This is a genomic window from Stenotrophomonas sp. CASM101 (assembly GCF_049384845.1).
Taxonomy (GTDB): domain Bacteria; phylum Pseudomonadota; class Gammaproteobacteria; order Xanthomonadales; family Xanthomonadaceae; genus Stenotrophomonas; species Stenotrophomonas hibiscicola.
The window spans coordinates 383,735-400,879 of record NZ_JBMRFR010000001.1; the positions used below are offsets into that span (position 1 = coordinate 383,735).

The following is a 17,145-nucleotide window of genomic DNA, read 5'->3' on the forward strand; positions in this document are numbered from 1 at the left end:
AGGCCACCGTGCCCAGGCGGCACGGTGGCCTAAGCCTTGCGCCACGCCCGCGCGCACTGGCACGCCAGCGGCCATCCGATCATCGAAGGCTACGACCTGCCCGAAGGCTGGGGCCGGTGTTACGCCGATGACGTGGAAGTGGACCTGCCGGATCAAACGCCGCAGCGCGGCTCGATCTCTCGCTAGGGAAGCTCTGCTGAACAACTCCCGCCGTATCGCCGACAATGGCCTTCAACTTCGAGAGGCAGGCAGATGCGGCTGACGTTCGGTGATGCCGAGGATCTTGGCCAGCGCAAGCAGACCCGGCGCGAGGTGTTCTTGGGTCAGATGGATCAAGTGGTGCCGTGGAAGGCGTTGTTGTCGCTGATTGAGCCGCACTATCCCAAGTCAGGCCAGCCGGGGCGTCAGCCGTATGCGCTGGAGACGATGCTGCGCATCCACTTGCTGCAGCAGTGGTATGCATTGAGTGATCCGGGCATGGAAGAGGCGCTGTACGACATGCCGGTGATGCGTCGCTTTGCCAGTTGGGTGGGCTGGACGGGATCCCGGACGAGACCACGATCCTCAACTTCCGACGTCTGTTGGAGATCCATGATCTGGCGAGCAAGCTGCTGGGCCGGGTCAACATGCACTTGTCGAACAAGGGATTGAGTCTGCGCGGCGGGACGATCGTCGATGCCACGATCATCGCCGCGCCAAGCTCGACCAGAAACGCCCAAGGCAAGCGTGACCCGGACATGCATCAGACCAGGAAGGGCAACCAGTGGTATTTCGGGATGAAGGCGCACATCGGCGTGGACGATGCCTCTGGCCTGGTGCACCACGTGCAATGCACGGCGGCCAAAGTGGCTGACATCACCCAGACCCAGAAGCTGCTGCATGGCGATGAGGACACGGTGTGTGGCGACAGCGGCTATACCGGTGCGGACAAGCGCATCGAACTGAGCCAGAGCAAGGCCGGGTTTCTGATCGCGGCCAAGCCTTCGAAGGTGCGGGCCATCAGGAACCAGCGCAAACGTGCGGTTGTTGAGGACTGGGAACATTTCATCGCCCGGCTCAGGGCCAAGGTCGAGCATCCGTTCCGGGTGATCAAGCGTCAGTTTGGCTACACCAAGGTGCGCTATCGCGGCCTGGCCAAGAACACCGCGCAGGTGATGACGCTGTTTGTGCTGTCCAAACTGTGGATGGTGCGCCGGCAGTTGATGCCGGCCGCAGGGCCAGTGCGCCTGTAAGGCGGGGAAATCCCGCACACCTGTGCCAATTGGGCGCAATGAAAGCGTTGTTTCAATGAAATCCACGCCGACCGGATGGGGCTCAAACGCAGATGAGTGTTGTTCAGACCTTACTTAGGGTTGACGATGGTGCGATCCTGCCCTGCCCATCGTCCGCGTTCTCGTCTAACGTGCAGGCCACCACAGACCCGCGCCAGATATGGAGCGGCCTTCACAGCCCTCTGTCGTCTTTTCAAGCCCTATCCCGCTGCTTTCGCAGTGATCCAAGCTCGCGTTTCACGAAGAATTTCGTCCGATAGCACCTCTTCATGGGCCATGCGGGCCAGGATCAAGGCTCCTACCATCGCCGCCCAAGTGCCGATGGCCGTTCGGCGTTTGCCAGCCTCATCCGTGCCGTCAGTCATCTCACTAAGGTGCTGAAGCTGGCGCTTGAGCCCGTCCGTCATCTCGGCCCGGGCCACTCCGGGTTGGCGAATGGCATCTGACGCGAGCGCAGCAACTGGGCACCCGCACGAGCAGCGTCATCGCCGAGTGGCGCCGCGACTACAACCAGGTGCGACCACACAGCAGCTGCGGACGCATCCCGCCGGCCCAGTTTGCTGCCAACCACCGAACCCAAACCCATCCCGCCGCAGTACCCTTCAACCCCGGGCTCCACCAGTAATGGGTGGTACGGCTACTGGGGGCAGGTCAATGACGCAAAGATTGACCTCGCGATCGCGCATGTGAGTGAGGATACCGGACGCCTGCGCCGTGAAATGCTCTATTGCGAACAGTTCGTTTGCTGCTTCCACCCATCGCAGCTGGCCTACGCAACCCCTATCGCCTCCGAAGACTACTTTTCCTCCGTGCACGGCCTCGTGTCGGACAGCGAAAATTTGCCTGGATTTTTGGAACATCTGTTGCGGCACGCCCCGATGCAGCTGGAGGCCCCCCACTTGTCGCACAACGGCATCACCTTGCTTGCGATGGCTTCTCGCGCCCCACTCATCGCTTCCTTGCAAGCCGGTGTCGCCAGACGCTACGCCGCGGCATTTGGCCTCGTTGTTAGCGACCTGCCATTCGAGGTTGACGAATTGCAAATCGACGTGATCTGGCATCCGCGAAGTGAAAACGACCCAGGCATCTCGTGGCTGCGAAGGCTATGCCAGTCGTGCGTCGACTGAAGGAGTGGTGGCGACTGTCAGCCCAGCGTTCGCCTGCGACCGAGCAAGTCATCGTATTTGATATTGAGAACACCGTGATAAACAGACAGTTCACATTCAATCGCGGCAGTTGGCATGCCGGCCACAATGTGGTGGGGCCGTTGGACGGCGAAAACGACATGGCCGGCTTAACGCGGGCCGGGTATTCACCCAACGGTGCTTACTATGGCGGTGAGCACGGCCTGCGGCTGGAAATATTTGAGAACTCAGTAGATGGCTCGTTCTTCGCCTTCATTTCGCCCACCGGAAGGACGACGGTGGAGGTGCTCATCCCCGACTTCGAGAGCTTCATGCTCTTCATTAAGGATTACGGAGGCTCATTTGCCGCAGCGGGTTCCGAGGCGACCCAAAAAGTGGTTATGGAAACGCTTGCGAAGCTCTTCGGCGCGCTCCATGGCCACGACTGGAGTGAAGCCTGCCAGCTTTGTGACCCTGTAGGATGGCGACGCTGGAACGGTATGCAGGACAGCGGTTAAGGCTCCCTCGACCGCTTCGACCCAGCGGCGTCGCGACCGACCATCTAGCGAAGCGCTGGGGGCCAAGCAGCGCTCAGAGCGCCGTCGCAAAACCCAGCGCAGACGGAGTGCCTGGGTTCGCAAGGCATCTATCCTGGCCTCAAAGGTCGCCTGCACTCGAGCGCATTTTATAGACCGCCCAACGCCTCAAGCACCGGCATACGGCCTGTGCAGGCACACACCTATCGCCGGGGCGGTCATCGCCGTCGCCATCCCGGGCGGCGACTGCGCCTTGTCGAGCGTCAACTTGGTCGGGGTGCTGGAGTCGGCTGCAGAGCGGCTTCCACACAAGTCGCCAAGGCGCCTAAACCGGGCTCTTGCGCTGCTGTAATGAGGTTTCCCTCACTGAGCCACGTGAAGGGCGTCCGCGAATTGGCGGTAATACTTGTCTATTAGCTCTTCACCATCGTCCGGGGAGAACAGATACAACCTCATGATTCCCTCAAAGACAAGCGAGAGGCGATCGGCGACGACCTCTGAGTCCAGGGCGCTGGCTATTTGCCCCCTTTCCTGAGCCTGTCGAACTCTTTCCCGCAACATTTCCATCAAGCCCAATTCGTGGCTTCTAAGAAGTCCGGCCACATGGGCATTGCGTGCACCTTCGCTCGCGATTTCGGCGCGCAGAACTGCTATCGCATGTCCCTCGGGCTTCAGGAAGAGGTCTGCCAAAAGCTCCTCGACGGCCTGTCGACTAAAATCGGAGCTCCAAAACCGTGCAATCAGGGCCTGATGGCGCTGCAGATCGAGCTCGATCAGGGCGGTGATAAGGGCTTCTTTGCACGAAAAATACTGGTAGATGTTAGCAACACTTACCTTAGCATTGGCGCTTATGTCGGAAAGGGAGGAAGCGTGGAAGCCCTTGCGTATGAAAGACTCCCGCGCTCCATCCAAAATTTGCGTCAAGCGTTTTTCTCGCGCCCCCTCATTCACAGGGCGACCGAGCTGCGGCCTGCCTTTCCCTCCATTCATTCAACACCTCTACAGATTGGTCGTGTCTAAAGCAAGAACACTACTTCGACTGGGGTCACGGCTCAACAGGCAGCATTCGCTTGCGCGATTGCTGCCCAGCCTGAAGCAAACCATCGCAACGCTTAACTCTTCCTTGCAATGAAGTTCAGTCCCTGCATTGGCTGTCCCGAAGGTGCTCTGCCGACGTCCGGTTCAAGGCAGGTCGGTCAAGAACCGGACGGCAGGGCGGCGGTGGCGTATACCTTGATTTCCTGGAACTGCTCAATCGCGCGCGGCCCGCAAAGCACACCGATGCCGCTTTGCTTGAACCCGCTCTGTTCAAACTGCTCGGACATGACGCCCCAACAATTCATCCAAATATGGCCAGCCCGAATGGCCTTGCCAACTCGTCGGCAACGCGATGCGTCTTCCGAGAACACCGACGCGGCGAGGCCAAACTCGGTGGCATTTGCGCGCGCAATGGCGTCGGCTTCGTCCTCAAAAATCTCGAACGTCTGGACAGGTCCAAACACCTCGTTCTGAACGACGTAAGCGTTCAAGTCTTCGACCTCGATCAAACTTGGACGGTAGAACGCGCCGGCAGCCAACGGTCCCTCTTCGATTGGGCCGCCGCGAACGAGAACGTTCGCATAAGACGCTGCTTCGGCAACCACCGCGTCCACGCGTGCGACGCTGGCCTTGTCAATCAACGGACCGAGTTGTGCCTGTGGATCCTCGCTCTCGCCGAGCCGAACGTTGCCATAGGCCTCAACCAGGGCAGCTCGCAGCCGGTCTGCCACCGTCCGCTGAACCAAGACACGGGAACCTGTGCAACAGAACTGGCCATTCATCGCGACGAGGGCCATGACGATTTGTGGGACAACGGCCGCAAGGTTGGCATCGTCGAACACCACCAACGGTGCTTTTCCGCCAAGCTCCAGGTTCAGCCGCTTCAGCGTCTTCGCGCCGTTGGCGGCGATGGTCCGTCCAACGTTTGTGCTCCCGGTATAGCTGATCATGTCCACTTGAGGAGAGTCCACCAGCATGGCTGCGCCAATGCTTCCTGTCTCGGTGATGACATTGAGCACGCCAGGCGGCAGCGATGGAACGGCTGCGACCGCCTCGGCGAACAGCGCGTTGGTGAGTGCCGTCTGATGAGGCAGCTTGAGCACCACCGTGCACCCCGCCGCCAACGCCGGAGCGATCGCTCGCACGGAGAGAATGATCGGGGAGTTCCAAGGCGAAATGACGCCAACAACGCCAAGCGGCTCAGGATCGGAGAAGAAGTGCACCCCTGGCGCCGCTTCAAGAGCTCGGCCACCGGTTTGGAGCAGCGCGGTTGCCGCGCCATACCGGAGCCACTCCGACGCCAATGAGAGCTCCCACTCGGTCTGAGCCAACAGCTTGCCGCCTTCCTGAGAGAGGCGGACCGCCATTGTTTTTGCGCGCTTGGCGACCTCGTCGGCTAACTCATGCAAGGCGCGGGAACGCAATGATCGCTCCGTTGGCCAGTTGGATGTATCAAAGGCCGTGCGTGCAGCCTCGATGGCAAGCCGAGCTTCGTCCTGGCCGATATCCAAATAGCTCCCGAGCGGCTGGCCCGTCGAAGGACTGACCGCTTGCCTGATCGCCCCCCCTTCGTTCCAACTGCCATTGATCCAGTTCTTTACTGCTTCAGTCGCACGCGAGTCTGTCATGGCGTTTTCCTTTCATCGTATGGAGCTAGGGAGAATCAGGTCAGGGGCCTTCCGCTTCCTCACCTTCGACACCGAGTGAGCGAGCTGCGTCGCCCCGGCCATTAGAAGAGTGAACGCTCACATATGTATATGTCAAGCGTTTTTTTTGAGTCACGGGTAAAGCGCATCGCCAGCAGGCTCCGGGCACCCAAGGTTCTCCCTTAGGAGTGACGGGTAACGTCTTCTGATTCTCCAAAGCCTTGTGAGCAAAAAGACGCCTCAAATCCATCTGCACTCCACGCCCAGTCCGGCCGTTGCTATCACCGCGGCCTGCCGATGTGGCAAGCCTCGCCGTCCGACCTTGGGTTGCAGGTGAGTAAGGCGCGGAGCGTCTAATGCACCCAAGAACGCTTGGCGGCGGGGCGAGATGGCGCAAGGACCTCCTAAGCAACATGGTGGCGGCATGCTGCTTCTGCAAACTAAGGCGTTTCCAGCCGTCAGCGGGGAATGCACGCGCACTGGATCAATGCGCCCCGCGCCGTCCGTGCTCAACACGGACGGCACCAGGTCCTTGCCGGCAACTTATCCCTACGGCTCCCAAAATTCGCGCAAGTGAACTTCAACGCTTCACCGGTTGGCCCCAGTCCTCGCATTCGCGAGTCATCGTGATACGTTGACCTATTTCTTCTAGTTGCTGCAATGCTGGTTGCCGCTCACGTTCTGACACTTCGCCAGGTGGGCTTTGAACTGAAAGCCGAATCGGAGATGCTGCGGCAACGCGCACTGCCCACCTACAACCAGCTGCGCCCAATGATCGAGCAACTGCAAACGCGGCTTCGTTTCCATCAATGGGGAGTTCCCATCGTCATGTCGATCCTTTTGCTCGTCACCACCGGCATGACGCTTATTGCCTACTCGGAACTGACGGCGACCACCTGAGCCTACTGGACGCAGTAAAGGTCACTGGCCGACTCGAAAATACTGGCTCCAGCCTTGTCATGTTCACTGTTCACATCTAGGCGAAGCGATCCCGGCCAAGTTGCAGTAGCGGTAGACAGCTGAACTGCTTATCCCAAGCTCCCGCGCCAACTGAGCCCGGCTGACCACCTTCAACCGAGTCCGAACCTGGTCCAGGCCCAGCCCCCGCAAGGTGCGGTGCTCCGGCCCTTTCAGGACACGCCCCAAGCGAAGGGCTCGGCGGTCCAAGCCGATGGTGGCCGGCGACACGCCCAAGCGCTGGGCCACCTCGACCGAGGTCAGCCCGGCTCGGACCAGCCGCTGCACCTGCTGGCGACGCTCAGCGAGCTCGCGGGCTTGGCGGTCCCGGAACGCCTGCCGTCCGGAGCCCGCCAGGCGGTGCCGCCGGACAAAGCGGTTCACGGCTTGGTGGGTGACGCCCAGGCGTTGGGCCAAGGCGCGCTGAGTCACCCCTTCGTCCAGCAAGGATTGAACCTGGGCCGGGGAGCGGCCGCCGAGGAAGCCTTTGCGTGGAATCATGATGGAGTGGCCTGACGACGTCGCCCATCGCGCGGCGCTTTGAGACCTGCTCTTTTCATGTAAACAGATATAGACGACGCGCTGACCCCCAGATGCAGAGCCACAGCGTTGGCCGTCTGGAATCGGGCGAGCAGGATCTCGACCTCTGCTCGACTCAAGCCCGAGAGGGTCATTTTCTCCGCCGGTTTACGCATGCCCGGAAGCTTCAGCGGTTTGCGGTCGGTCGATGGTGTAGTGGCCTGGCGGCATCGCCCGTCCCGTGGCGCTTTGAGGCCGGCTCTCTTCATGTAAGAGGACACATGCGCCCCACTAGTTCCGAGATGCAACGCCACTGCCTTGATGGTCTGGAATCGAGCAAGAAGGGCCTCGATCTCTGCTCGACTCAAGCCCAAGAGGGTCATTTTCTCTGCCGGCAGACGCACAGGCGGCAGCTTCAGCGCTTTGCGGTCGGCCGTTATGCACGCGTATGGCACGGCCAACTGTTGCGCCATTTCAGACACCGATAGGCCGGCCTCGCTCAACCGGCGCACCTCTTTGCGCCGAGCCAGAACAACCGCCTTCTTTCCGTTTTGCGGCATGTCCAGTTCGTATTTCTTGCAAAACAGGCTAACCGCTTGCTGCGTGACGCCGATCCGAGCCGCCACACGGGTGCGGGTGCCCAGTTCGTGGAGCAGGCTCAGCACTTCCTCAACCGAGTGCCCTGCAATGCTCCTCGGTTGTCGTTGGCAGACCGGCAACCGCAGTCCAAGGGCTTGAGCATCTTTCTGCAAGGTGTAAACAGCCACCCCGAGGAACCTTGCGATGTCCTTTCGTGCCATGCCGGCCTGAATGCAGGCGCGGACCGCATAGCGGCGTTGGCTCACATAAGCCCGGTAGCGCTCCGAGGGCATGGCATCCGCAGGATCCACACGCTGAGCGTGCTCGATTTGCTCCGCTTCGCCGTGTGCGTTGCGGTGCGCGGCCAGGGCGTCGTCCACGTCCTTGCTGAAAGGCGTGTTGCGTTGGGCTGCGTCGTAGATGGCCCGGATGTCTGCGGGCATCGGCAACAGCTCGATGCCATCCGGCCCGGGAAGAACGTCTGGGGCAAACAAGGTGGACGGCTCGCGTGTCATCGGCCCACCCAGTAGCCCAGTCCCGCGCTAAGCAAGGTGGCCGCGTATAGAGCGGCGTCCTCAGCGCTGGAAATGTTGAGGGCCATTATCACCGCCACGAATGCAAGCGTGAGGACGCAGCCCGTGAAGATCCCCCCATAAATGGCGAAACCAATGTAAAGCGACGCGCTCCGCTCGCCGCTCCGGATGAAGGTCAGCGATTGCTTCACCGTCGGGTAAGTCAGCGCGGCCACAAAAGAGGTAACCGCCGCCGAGCAAAGAAACACTGCAAAGACCAGAATGGAAAGGAAAAGCATCGTCAACGCACTCATCCGCGCGACCTCCCCTTGCTCCAGAAAAAGGCCAGCAGGCAGAGCACCGCGACCGTGCCGAGTGCAAACAGGCCTCCCCCGGTGGCGACCTGGTGCCAGATGCTGAAGGTGGCTTGGGCCAAGAACGCGCTGATAACCACCATCCCAACCCCAAACAACGCGCCATGAATCATGAAGCGGCCGTGCGTGCGAGCGTCTCGGTCACCGCCCCTCACCCGTTGCCAAGCTGCCTTGGCGTCGCCAAAGCGCTTGAACGTCCAGAACGGAATCAGGACCATGAGGCCAAGCAGGGTCAGCAGAAAGATCACGCTCACCATCGGCGGCCTCCCGGGTGACTTCTGAGAGGGCGCGCTTGGAAGGTGAGAGGTTGGCCCCACTGGCTGGGCTTGAGATTCCACGCCATTGGCAGGTGGTGCAGCTCGTGAGGTTGCGCAGGGGAGCAGTCCATGCCATCCAGGATTTGGAGCGCAAAGGGAAGCGCACGGAGTTCCTCGGCCAAAGAGTCCATACCGTCCCAGACAAAGGCCCCAGCCGAAATAGATATAGCCATCAGCGCTGCCCCTTCATAAAGCAGATCCAGTGCGTCGCTGCACGCTTGCCGCTGGGGTGACCGAACAGGGGCTTCTCATCCGTCAGTGCCAAGATTTCGCTGACCTTGATCTGGGTTTCGTTCCACTTGAAGATCAGCACCCCCGAAGGCTCCAGCACGCGAAAGCATTCGGCGAACCCGGCTCGCAGGTCTTCGCGCCAAGTGCTGGGGTTGAGGCAGCCATACTTGGCGCGCATCCAGCTTTGCTCCCCCGCTTTGCGCAAGTGAGGCGGATCGAACACGACCAGCTTGAAGCGCCCGTCCGGGAATGGCAGGGCTCGAAAGTCCATGCCCTGGTCCGGGCGAACTTCCAGGTGCCGGCCGTCGCACAGTGTGTGTTCCTCGGAACGGATGTCGCCGTAAATGGCGCGCTCGTCGGCTCGGTCGAACCAAAACATGCGGCTACCGCAACACGGGTCTAGCACTGCTTGAGTCGAGCCATCCATCAGCGCTGCCCCTCAATCGGCACAACGCGGGTCTTGCTGCCCCTACCCGTCAAGAACACCTTGTCACCGGCGCGGATCGGCAGGTCATCGGCCTGAACAATGGCAATGACTTTTCCGGTCTCCAGATGGCGGACATACACTTCCATCCCGCGGCGCTTGCTCACCCCGTTTTGGATGGCCGTGCCGGCGACGCCCCCAATCACGCCACCCGCCACCCTGGCGGCGCTGCGGTAATCGCCTTTAACCTCGCGAGCGGCCCCATAACCCACGGCGGCGCCAATGGCGGAACCGGCGTTGAGGCGCTTGTCGGATTTGATGTCCACGCTGCGAACCATGAGCACCTCGCCCAGGCGGGCGTTCTGAACACTCAAGGTTTCACTGGTGCCGTATCGACGTGCGGAAGTAGTGTCAGCAGCGGAGGCCGTCAAGGGGAGCAGGCCGGCAAGGGCCAGAGAAAGAACCAAAACGCGCATGAGGCCTCCTTTTTTGAATGGGTTGCACCATCCATAACAAAAGGTTTGGTTTGCGCAAGGGGATCTGGAAAAGAAAGAGGCGGCTTTCGCCGCCTTTCTCGTTACTTACAGGGATGCGCTTCCGAAATATCCGACGCGACGGCATCCCTCCCAACACCGCGAACACAAACGGCCGGCGGTGAAAGCTGTGGCTGGTCGCCAGCCCGCACGATCAACCGGGTGGTTCGGCCGAGAACGTCAACGGCCACTGCCAACGAACGGCCGTCGCTCCAAGGACGGTCGAAGGAGCCTTCGAGCTGAACCCTTCCTTCTTGGACCTTCTCCCAAGCGATACCCCCGGCATTGAGAAGGCTGGGGAAATCGTCCAGGGTCGCGCCCTTGGGCAGGTCTACCTCCCCCAACAGGATCACGGAAGTGGCCGCAGTTTCGCTCTCAAGTGGAGCAGTGCCGGGCTGACTGGAACACCCCGCAGAGAGCAGCAACGCACCGGCGATGGCCGACAAACAAAGATTGCGCATAGATCCTCCTTTTTTGTGTGAGTAGAAATACCCATAACAAAGAAAAGGGGATGCGCAAGGGGCTGCAAAGAGAAAAGGGGCGGCTTTCGCCGCCCCTCTCAATCCAGCGTAAGAAGCTCAAGAAACAACATGGCGCTTAGTTAACCGACCCAGGAAATCACTAACTAAGCATTCCTTCCACCCCGGCGACAGCAACCACCGGAAACCACCAATACAGCAAGGATAACCACCCAACCACCTTCTAACCGCTCACCCTGGAAAAGTTCTCAGTTAGAAGTAGAGGAATCGGACCACAGCCGGGACTTCCCCCAGCACATTCATTTCTAACTCGAAACCTCAAAAGGTCAACCCCCTACCTGCGCTAAGCAACCTGCGTTCCTTGCGTCGCGATGGGGTCCTTCGACCGGCTTCCGTCTTTCGCCCCTGCTCCATGTCCTGCTCCTTCTTGACCTGGGGCAGCGGCTCGCGTTCAAACGCCGGGATGTCCAAAAAGGTCATGACCTTCTCCGCTTGGCTGGCTGCGCGGAACAGGGTCCTGGGGTCGTCGGCCAGGGCTTTCATCCAGGACTGCAGGTAGCCGGCGTGCTGTTTTTCGTGTTCTTTCCCCAGGCCGATTCCAAGGCGCTCGGAAATGAACAAACTTGAGAGCTCCGCTACCAGCTCCTCTTTAGCGTAGTCCTGGGTGCCGAACCCGCCGGTCTGATCTCGGTCGAGCCGGTGCTTCGCCCCAGTCCAATGGGCCAGTTCGTGGAGTAGCGTGGCCTGGTAGCTCACGTCATCGCTGAAAGTGTGGTGCTTCGGTAAGTGAATCGAATCCGCGGCGATGGAGTAGAACGCTCGGTTGCCACCGTCGTGATGAAGTTTTGGCTGGTGCTTGTCCAACAACTCCCGCACACGCAAGTGGCGGATCGACTCGGGCATGACGAAGGGCGGCGGGGGCTCGGGCATGCCGTCCACTTGGCTGGCATTGAACACTGTGGCGACGAACACCGATGGCCCTTGGTATCCGTTCTTCTCTTCGCCCTCGGTCAACGGCTCGGCGTCGTCTTTGGCCTTGCCCGTCTTGCTGAAGTCCCAGTAAGCGATCTGCTGGCCCTTCTCGCCGCGCTTGACCTGGGCTCCGATGTTTTCTGCTTGGCGATAGGTCAACCATCGGTTGTCCTGGTAGCCGTGGACCAGTTGAGCGCCGCGCAGGATCAGCGTGTTGGAGCCCCGATAGGCCTTCCCAGTGGTTGGGTTCCACGGCCCGTTGATCGAGCCGTTCTGCGGGGCGTCGGGGTCGTTCCAGGGCCGGCGCCAGGGGATGGTGCCCTGCTTCATGAGGTCGAGCATTCGCTCGGCGGTGGCTTGGATGAGATCGGAATACTTGGACATGGGGGTGGTTGCCTCAAATCTTTTTCAACCTCCTGCGCCTCCAAGCGGGTGGTTGTGGGTGGGGTCGGGTCAGAACTCGATATGAAGGGTCAGACTCTTGCGGTGATACAACGCTCGCCGCACCAGCTCGGCGATTTCGTCCTCGCTGCGCAATCCCTGGTCGCCGTCTTTTCCCAGACGGACATGGAGACCAAACCCGCTCTGCACGAGCAAGTATTGCGGGTCCGCTTCCGGCGTCTCTGGGCTCTCCAGATCAGCAGCGGTGATAGCTTCTTCGTGGAAAGTGTCTTCGGGGATGTGGTCGGGCGATGGCATGGGGGCTCCGTTTTGGTTTGGATACCCCTTTGCAATAGCGCAACGTCGCCGGTTGTAAAGGCCTACGCGGCTTCAGCCATCGGTGCGCCCGACAGGAGGGCGATGGCTTCCATGGCCTCTTTGCTCAGAGGGTCACCCAACGGAACCTCCTCGTCCGGGATGGCCTGGGGAGCCCCGCCCTCCAAGCGCGGCTTCACCCCCCCCACGCGCAGGTTGACCCAGCGCTCGGCCTTCGTGCCCTTCGTCGCCTTCTTTTGCTTCTGCTGGAGCCCCGGCATCCGTTCGCGCACGCGCTTCCAAAGCTCTTCTGCGCCCACCGGCTTGCGCCCCAGCTCTTCCAGCACGTAATCGCGGTAGTCGGCATAGATGTCGTTCTTGTCGGTCCACGTGCCTTCTTCTTCGATGACCATGCGCTCAGCGAAGTAGGACGCCGTGGTGTCCGTCTCTTGCCGGGTCTGCTCGGCCAGCGCCTTGACGGCTTCGGGCATTTCCTCGGGCAGGCCGCCTCGCTCAATGAGGCGCATGGCTCCCTCCAGCAGCCAGTCGATGATCACGGCCATTTCCGCCGGGTCCTCGGTCAGCTTCTTGTGGAAGTCCGGATCGCGGTCCTTGTCGTTCTCGGCCAGGCGCACATTGAACGGGATCATGCAAATCTTTCGCCAGAAGCCGTGTTCGTGACTCGTCACCGAGAACATGGCGTTCAGTGCCAGGAAGAGCGTGCCGCGCGGCACCGTGGTGTAGGCATCTTTGCCCTTGTTCTCCGCTGACATGGGATCGCGCGAGATAAGCGCCTTCAAGACCTGCTGGATGGGATCGGAGAGGACCTTGGGCGCCTCTGTCGCCAGATAAAGAGTCTTGGAAGCGAGAGGTGCCATGGCGAACTGCCCATCCAGCTTGTCGATGCGGACCGCAGTGTTCTTGGGGTGGATGGCTCGCAGGACGTGAAGCAAGGTGCTCTTGCCGTTGCTGCCGCTTCCCAGCAACAGGAAGGCTTTTTCCAGGCACATCGGCATGACCGACGACGCCATGGCTTCTTGAAGCAACCCTCGCACGGCCATGTCCGGCATGAAGCGATCCAGATATTTGGCCCACCGCGACTTGGGGTCCAACGGCTTGGGGGTGTAGCGGCCAGACCTCACCTGGTCGAGGTTGAGCTTCGCTGGGACCAAGGAAGTGATCCCGTGTTTGGGGTCGGCCGGCAGGTATTCGATGTAGGCCTTCTTGTTGGCGTCCTTGAGGATCTCCAGGTAACCGCCCTTCAGCGGCACGATGGCCCGATGCTGGCTTTCAGGCAACTTCATGCCAGGCAAGCGGATCATTTCGAGAATGGCCGTCTTGACGCAGCTGGTCGCGCTGCTCTGCTTGGCGTCCTCCGGGGCGTGCTTGCGCATCCAGTCCAACGCGTGGGCTTCTACTTCCCGGGTGGCTTGCGGGGCCCAGATGCCTTCGGACTCATTCCACTGATACAGCGAAAAATCGATCTCGCCGTTGTCCATCTTGCCGCCAATGCGGAAACAGTTGGCGCGGCGCATATCGTCGGCATAAGCCAGCTCAAACGAGAGGTCTTCCCCAATAACGCCCAGGTCATCCGTGGCGTCGTTGGGATTGGCATCGGCCCCAAAGGCCTTGCCCTTTTTCTTCGGAGCCTGATCAACGGCGTCGCCATTGGCCTCCCCGCCCTTGACAGGGCCAGTCTTCGACTTACTCTTCATGTTGTAATCCCTAGTAGTAAACGCCCCGGTTCGCACCCGGGGTTTTTTATGCCGCTTGACTGGGGCGATGCACCCACTCTTGAAGCGCCTGACGCATGGCCTCGGAAGGGGTTTGCCCACGGGCCACCGCCGTCTCCTCCACCAACGCCTTAAAACTTTTGCTGACCCGGGCCTTCAACAACTCATCCCGTGCGGTCTTTTCGCGTTTCGTCTTCACTGCCTGCTCCGTTTCTTGATTTGTGGTCCTGTTGTGGCCACAAATCCATCTAAGCAGGCTTTACGGAACTGGCAAGGGCTCGCGCCAACGGATGTTCGTTTCTGCTTTCGATGCTCCAGAAACACTTGAAAGTGTGAAATACCTCAAGCATCAGCCTGGGAGGTAACAAGTGCTTGTTACCCACTTGTTACCCTTCAAACCCTTATGTTTACTGGGGGTAACAGGTGGTAACAAGGTAACAAGTGGTTTAAGAGATCCACGCAAGAAAAATCCACTCACCGCTCACAACATCCATGCATACATCCATCGGGAGCTCGCGATCCACCCGTTACCCTGTTACCCCTTGTTACTTCCTTATGGGACAAGGCTTTCACGGGTAACAAGGGGGTAACAGGTGCTTGTTACCTGTCAGGAAAAACAAGAGCAAAAGCGGCTTGAAGCAAGAGCCGGCGGCTGCTCGCCGCCGAGTCTGGGAAAGGGAAAGGCGGGCCTCCGGCCTCTACTCGTAGAGGTGGAAGTGGGACCAAAACCCGGGGCGCCTGGGACCGATCAGTTCGTTCCCCACCGTGACTTTGACCGCCCCAAGCGGCAGGAAATGAAACGTTTGATTCGCGTGGATCTGCAAAGCCGTCATCGCTGCGCACAACGGATCGATGTCACCCGCCAGCACCAGGATTTTTTCGCTTGGAAGGTGTTTCAGTTGACTCCTGATCGCGGCAAGGGCAAGCGAACCCGCGCCGCAACAGCTGTCGTAGACCTTGGCTCCGCTCCCACCAGGCCGATGCCTGGTGGCAAGGGCTTGAACCAGATCGAGAAGATCGCCGGGAGTGAAAGACTGACCCAGCCCTTCCCCACCCTTCCTGGCCAGCAGCTCGGCATGGACCCGTCCCAGGACATCCTCGAACGGCCTGCCCGCGGTGACTGCATTGAGGTAGGCGGTAATGGCTGCTACAACCTCGGGCGCTTCTTCGACATTTTTTTTCAAGGGGCCAAAAGCAAGGACTTTGGGGTCGAGGTAACCCTTGGTATCTGCGTGGATATGCCCCATCGACATCAGCGCGTGCTGAACAAACGTTTCGACTGCACTCTGCGGATTCCACGGCTTGCCAGGAGTGGAAGGAATGGCTTGGATGGCATTCACCAGGTTGGCGACCTCATTCATCGTTGGCCGCCCCCATGTCAGCATCCAACACCCGACTCACACGCGCGAAATCCAGCTCCAAGTAACACCCGCGGATTTGCCGTTCCTTCACCGCCCTCTTCAACCGGCGGGCGCCCTCGTCGCCGTAGGCAATCCACGCAGGGCCAGCAGGCGGCGCATTGCCCACCTCACCGTTGGCGCGGTGGAATTTCAAGCGGCCCTCCTGGAAGACCACTGCACTAACGTTGGGGTGATTCAGCACGAAGCGCTGGAACCACCGGGTTTCAGTCCTCGCAAACACCAGGGCGATTCCGCCTCCCCGGTGGTTGGCCATCTTTTCCATCCAGGCCTCCTGCCCACGGCCGAACGGCGGGTTCATGAAAACGAAAGCGTCATCCGACCAGGCCGTCGACAGGCCGTCGTCGCTCGGCTTGAGCATCCGGGTCGCGGTGGGCCATGGCATCCCGCCCTCCGGCGTGCAGGGGTCAAGATCGAAGGGCCCCAGGCCTGTGTAGCCTTCCTTCGGGCTGCCCCAGATCAGCGGCGGCGAGGTGAGCCAGGTGTCCGTACTCTGGGCTGTAGGCAGGCGGTCGTAACCGACCGTGGCGCACGCGAGCTTAGTGGCGCGAGGGGCCGAGGTGTTCTTGCACTGCTTCGGCAGGGACAGCGCGCTGGTTTTGAGCGGGTGGGCAATGGCATTCATGAGAAATCTCCAGGTTTGGGGGTTTTTTGGCAAAGCTCCGCCAGCACGGCTGGTCAGCCGCGTCGCGAAAGGGTTTGGGGTTGGGCCTCAGATGACTGCCAGGCCTCGACAGTTACAGCTCTAGTTCGATGTGCTCGGCAATAGCTTCAAGCGTCTCTTCATCGACGCGAAGGGCATACACGTTTCCTCCCAACGTAAGCTCGACATCGTCGTAGAAGGTCACTCCCCACACCTGCCACGGCGTGGCATTGAGCTGCGCCGCGTCAAGGTTGAAAAACTTCGCCAGCGCTTCAGAGTTGGTCGCCGCAGCAATCGGGTAGCTCTTGGTCGCCAACCCGTCCCCCGTCAACTCCACACACCCCTCCTTCTGATCGCGATACTCGAACGCAGGGAAATCCAGGAGCGCGGCGCGCGTGCGGGGAAAGACGACCCGCGGAACTTCCTCTGCGATTGCATCACCTACAGAGCAACCGATGCCGGTCTCGATACGATTCAAGCCATAGGATGTCGTCAGGGCATCGGCGGCCTTTTTGGCGTCGATGCGCTCCATCCTCCTTTGAGCCCCTTCAACGTTCCGGGCACGGATCGGCAGCAATGCGGTGACATCGAGAGAAGCGGTAATGTGAAACGTGAAGATCTGGGTCATGCCGATTCCTTGGTTTGGGCAAAGCTCGGCCACCACGGCCGGGTTGGCCGCGTTTTGCGATAGGGGTTAGATGTCCGGCCAGATCTGGCCCCGGGCTACCGCTGCGCTGCTGGCTTAGCCGTTTGCGGCGCCTTCGACGCCGAGGAAGCCGTCCAGTGTTGCCAGCTGCAGGGTGAGCACTTGGGCGGGGTGGAGGCCGCCCATGTCGCGGTTCTGGACGATGGCGGCCGTGCTGGAGTCAGCGGCGAGCTGGGCCAGGGCCTGAGGCAAGGCGTCGGCCAGGGCGTCGGCGAGGACCCGGGGGGTTACGTTAGAGAACTGGTTAGAGAGCGAGGGGTCGAGCGAGAGGATGAGCGGCTGCATGAATGTCTCCGTGCTGGTGTGGCTCCATTTTCCAGTCACGATCCGAGCGCTACGATGCCCTAAGAGGGAGACCCCTCTTGGACCTGAACCCTCATTCATCCAGCCACGCTGGGGCGGCGGAGGAAGCCGCTGCCTCCCCGCTTTTATCTTTC

General features: G+C 60.5%; 22 protein-coding genes and 1 pseudogene. 6 read left to right on the top strand and 17 right to left on the bottom strand.

Annotated features, from left to right (window positions below; translation table 11 throughout):
• Nucleotides 1-36: 36 nt before the first annotated feature.
• The 5 genes and pseudogenes from VG543_RS01895 (at nucleotide 37) to VG543_RS01915 (ending at nucleotide 2,913) form a co-directional block, all read left to right on the top strand.
• Entirely contained in the window at nucleotides 37-186 is a 150-nt protein-coding gene (locus VG543_RS01895; RefSeq protein WP_158230263.1) for a hypothetical protein, read from the top strand.
• A gap of 66 nt (nucleotides 187-252) precedes the next feature.
• Nucleotides 253-1,232 (top strand): IS5 family transposase gene (locus tag VG543_RS01900; RefSeq protein WP_130519097.1). Its coding sequence is split into 2 segments (ribosomal slippage): nucleotides 253-523 and nucleotides 523-1,232, totalling 981 coding nucleotides; the frame shifts between segments, so codons are not numbered across the junction.
• Between the two features lie 520 nt (nucleotides 1,233-1,752).
• Nucleotides 1,753-1,896 (top strand): annotated as a pseudogene (locus VG543_RS01905) (integrase core domain-containing protein); the annotation flags it as partial.
• The gene (locus tag VG543_RS01910; RefSeq protein WP_130519099.1) at nucleotides 1,829-2,398 is read left to right on the top strand and encodes a LysR substrate-binding domain-containing protein; all 570 of its coding nucleotides are present in this window, start codon (nucleotides 1,829-1,831) and stop codon (nucleotides 2,396-2,398) included. The pseudogene VG543_RS01905 and the gene VG543_RS01910, both read left to right, overlap by 68 nt.
• A complete protein-coding gene (locus VG543_RS01915) occupies nucleotides 2,386-2,913 on the top strand; it encodes a hypothetical protein (RefSeq protein WP_143565990.1) in 528 nt (175 codons plus the stop codon). Before VG543_RS01910 ends, VG543_RS01915 begins: the two co-directional genes overlap by 13 nt.
• 381 nt (nucleotides 2,914-3,294) lie before the next feature.
• Here VG543_RS01915 and VG543_RS01920 read toward each other — a convergent pair whose 3' ends face one another.
• Both VG543_RS01920 and VG543_RS01925 read right to left on the bottom strand, forming a co-directional pair.
• Complete coding sequence (locus VG543_RS01920) at nucleotides 3,295-3,921, bottom strand: TetR/AcrR family transcriptional regulator (protein WP_080353445.1); 627 nt, start codon at nucleotides 3,919-3,921, stop codon at nucleotides 3,295-3,297.
• A gap of 206 nt (nucleotides 3,922-4,127) precedes the next feature.
• Entirely contained in the window at nucleotides 4,128-5,597 is a 1,470-nt protein-coding gene (locus VG543_RS01925; protein WP_049453296.1) for an aldehyde dehydrogenase family protein, read from the bottom strand.
• 678 nt (nucleotides 5,598-6,275) lie between these two features.
• On the opposite strand from VG543_RS01925, the gene VG543_RS01930 reads away from it, so the two are divergent.
• A complete protein-coding gene (locus tag VG543_RS01930) occupies nucleotides 6,276-6,515 on the top strand; it encodes a hypothetical protein (protein WP_423177596.1) in 240 nt (79 codons plus the stop codon).
• Nucleotides 6,516-6,578: 63 nt separating this feature from the next.
• Here the strand turns inward: VG543_RS01930 and VG543_RS01935 are convergent, their stop codons facing one another.
• From VG543_RS01935 to VG543_RS02005, 15 genes are all read right to left on the bottom strand, one after another.
• Nucleotides 6,579-7,073 carry a hypothetical protein gene (locus tag VG543_RS01935; protein ID WP_279911883.1) on the bottom strand — a complete coding sequence of 165 codons (495 nt, stop codon included), beginning with the start codon at nucleotides 7,071-7,073 and terminating at the stop codon, nucleotides 6,579-6,581.
• Entirely contained in the window at nucleotides 7,070-8,113 is a 1,044-nt protein-coding gene (locus tag VG543_RS01940) for a hypothetical protein (protein ID WP_423177597.1), read from the bottom strand. The genes VG543_RS01935 and VG543_RS01940 overlap by 4 nt, the downstream gene beginning before the upstream one ends.
• A 68-nt stretch (nucleotides 8,114-8,181) precedes the next feature.
• A complete protein-coding gene (locus VG543_RS01945) occupies nucleotides 8,182-8,496 on the bottom strand; it encodes a hypothetical protein (protein WP_180834179.1) in 315 nt (104 codons plus the stop codon).
• A complete protein-coding gene (locus VG543_RS01950; RefSeq protein WP_180834178.1) occupies nucleotides 8,493-8,813 on the bottom strand; it encodes a hypothetical protein in 321 nt (106 codons plus the stop codon). The genes VG543_RS01945 and VG543_RS01950 overlap by 4 nt, the downstream gene beginning before the upstream one ends.
• A gap of 232 nt (nucleotides 8,814-9,045) precedes the next feature.
• Nucleotides 9,046-9,483, bottom strand: a complete 438-nt coding sequence (locus VG543_RS01955) for a class I SAM-dependent methyltransferase (protein ID WP_279911880.1) — start codon at nucleotides 9,481-9,483, stop codon at nucleotides 9,046-9,048.
• Nucleotides 9,484-9,530: 47 nt separating this feature from the next.
• Nucleotides 9,531-10,004 (bottom strand): hypothetical protein, encoded by a 474-nt coding sequence (locus VG543_RS01960; RefSeq protein ID WP_197639594.1) that lies wholly within the window; start codon nucleotides 10,002-10,004, stop codon nucleotides 9,531-9,533.
• 101 nt (nucleotides 10,005-10,105) lie between these two features.
• Nucleotides 10,106-10,522: a hypothetical protein gene (locus tag VG543_RS01965; protein WP_423177599.1), complete on the bottom strand. Its 417-nt coding sequence runs from the start codon at nucleotides 10,520-10,522 to the stop codon at nucleotides 10,106-10,108.
• 336 nt (nucleotides 10,523-10,858) lie between these two features.
• Entirely contained in the window at nucleotides 10,859-11,896 is a 1,038-nt protein-coding gene (locus VG543_RS01970) for an ArdC family protein (protein WP_423177600.1), read from the bottom strand.
• A gap of 69 nt (nucleotides 11,897-11,965) precedes the next feature.
• Complete coding sequence (locus VG543_RS01975; protein ID WP_423177602.1) at nucleotides 11,966-12,211, bottom strand: hypothetical protein; 246 nt, start codon at nucleotides 12,209-12,211, stop codon at nucleotides 11,966-11,968.
• A 62-nt stretch (nucleotides 12,212-12,273) separates the two neighbouring features.
• Entirely contained in the window at nucleotides 12,274-13,923 is a 1,650-nt protein-coding gene (locus tag VG543_RS01980; RefSeq protein ID WP_145513060.1) for a DNA primase family protein, read from the bottom strand.
• A 46-nt stretch (nucleotides 13,924-13,969) separates the two neighbouring features.
• Nucleotides 13,970-14,140 (bottom strand): ribbon-helix-helix protein, CopG family, encoded by a 171-nt coding sequence (locus VG543_RS01985; protein ID WP_140222693.1) that lies wholly within the window; start codon nucleotides 14,138-14,140, stop codon nucleotides 13,970-13,972.
• Between the two features lie 499 nt (nucleotides 14,141-14,639).
• Entirely contained in the window at nucleotides 14,640-15,302 is a 663-nt protein-coding gene (locus VG543_RS01990; protein WP_172617713.1) for an N-6 DNA methylase, read from the bottom strand.
• Nucleotides 15,295-15,984 carry a DNA N-6-adenine-methyltransferase gene (locus tag VG543_RS01995; protein ID WP_423177604.1) on the bottom strand — a complete coding sequence of 230 codons (690 nt, stop codon included), beginning with the start codon at nucleotides 15,982-15,984 and terminating at the stop codon, nucleotides 15,295-15,297. Before VG543_RS01995 ends, VG543_RS01990 begins: the two co-directional genes overlap by 8 nt.
• A 112-nt stretch (nucleotides 15,985-16,096) precedes the next feature.
• Nucleotides 16,097-16,630 carry a hypothetical protein gene (locus VG543_RS02000; RefSeq protein WP_140222696.1) on the bottom strand — a complete coding sequence of 178 codons (534 nt, stop codon included), beginning with the start codon at nucleotides 16,628-16,630 and terminating at the stop codon, nucleotides 16,097-16,099.
• Nucleotides 16,631-16,744: 114 nt separating this feature from the next.
• Nucleotides 16,745-16,993 carry a hypothetical protein gene (locus tag VG543_RS02005; protein WP_140222697.1) on the bottom strand — a complete coding sequence of 83 codons (249 nt, stop codon included), beginning with the start codon at nucleotides 16,991-16,993 and terminating at the stop codon, nucleotides 16,745-16,747.
• Between the last annotated feature and the right edge of the window lie 152 nt (nucleotides 16,994-17,145).

What these genes read in the sequence shown, in the direction of transcription:
- VG543_RS01920 (WP_080353445.1), bottom strand. Translation starts at nt 3,921, where the DNA reads ATGAATGGAGGGAAAGGCAGGCCGCAGCTCGGTCGCCCTGTGAATGAG.
- VG543_RS01965 (WP_423177599.1), bottom strand. Translation starts at nt 10,522, where the DNA reads ATGCGCAATCTTTGTTTGTCGGCCATCGCCGGTGCGTTGCTGCTCTCT.
- VG543_RS01995 (WP_423177604.1), bottom strand. Translation starts at nt 15,984, where the DNA reads ATGAATGCCATTGCCCACCCGCTCAAAACCAGCGCGCTGTCCCTGCCG.
- VG543_RS01945 (WP_180834179.1), bottom strand. Translation starts at nt 8,496, where the DNA reads ATGAGTGCGTTGACGATGCTTTTCCTTTCCATTCTGGTCTTTGCAGTG.
- VG543_RS02005 (WP_140222697.1), bottom strand. Translation starts at nt 16,993, where the DNA reads ATGCAGCCGCTCATCCTCTCGCTCGACCCCTCGCTCTCTAACCAGTTC.
- VG543_RS01975 (WP_423177602.1), bottom strand. Translation starts at nt 12,211, where the DNA reads ATGCCATCGCCCGACCACATCCCCGAAGACACTTTCCACGAAGAAGCT.
- VG543_RS01925 (WP_049453296.1), bottom strand. Translation starts at nt 5,597, where the DNA reads ATGACAGACTCGCGTGCGACTGAAGCAGTAAAGAACTGGATCAATGGC.
- VG543_RS01970 (WP_423177600.1), bottom strand. Translation starts at nt 11,896, where the DNA reads ATGTCCAAGTATTCCGATCTCATCCAAGCCACCGCCGAGCGAATGCTC.
- VG543_RS01940 (WP_423177597.1), bottom strand. Translation starts at nt 8,113, where the DNA reads ATGCCCGCAGACATCCGGGCCATCTACGACGCAGCCCAACGCAACACG.
- VG543_RS01935 (WP_279911883.1), bottom strand. Translation starts at nt 7,073, where the DNA reads ATGATTCCACGCAAAGGCTTCCTCGGCGGCCGCTCCCCGGCCCAGGTT.
- VG543_RS02000 (WP_140222696.1), bottom strand. Translation starts at nt 16,630, where the DNA reads ATGACCCAGATCTTCACGTTTCACATTACCGCTTCTCTCGATGTCACC.
- VG543_RS01990 (WP_172617713.1), bottom strand. Translation starts at nt 15,302, where the DNA reads ATGAATGAGGTCGCCAACCTGGTGAATGCCATCCAAGCCATTCCTTCC.
- VG543_RS01950 (WP_180834178.1), bottom strand. Translation starts at nt 8,813, where the DNA reads ATGGTGAGCGTGATCTTTCTGCTGACCCTGCTTGGCCTCATGGTCCTG.
- VG543_RS01980 (WP_145513060.1), bottom strand. Translation starts at nt 13,923, where the DNA reads ATGAAGAGTAAGTCGAAGACTGGCCCTGTCAAGGGCGGGGAGGCCAAT.
- VG543_RS01930 (WP_423177596.1), top strand. Translation starts at nt 6,276, where the DNA reads ATGCTGGTTGCCGCTCACGTTCTGACACTTCGCCAGGTGGGCTTTGAA.
- VG543_RS01955 (WP_279911880.1), bottom strand. Translation starts at nt 9,483, where the DNA reads ATGTTTTGGTTCGACCGAGCCGACGAGCGCGCCATTTACGGCGACATC.
- VG543_RS01960 (WP_197639594.1), bottom strand. Translation starts at nt 10,004, where the DNA reads ATGCGCGTTTTGGTTCTTTCTCTGGCCCTTGCCGGCCTGCTCCCCTTG.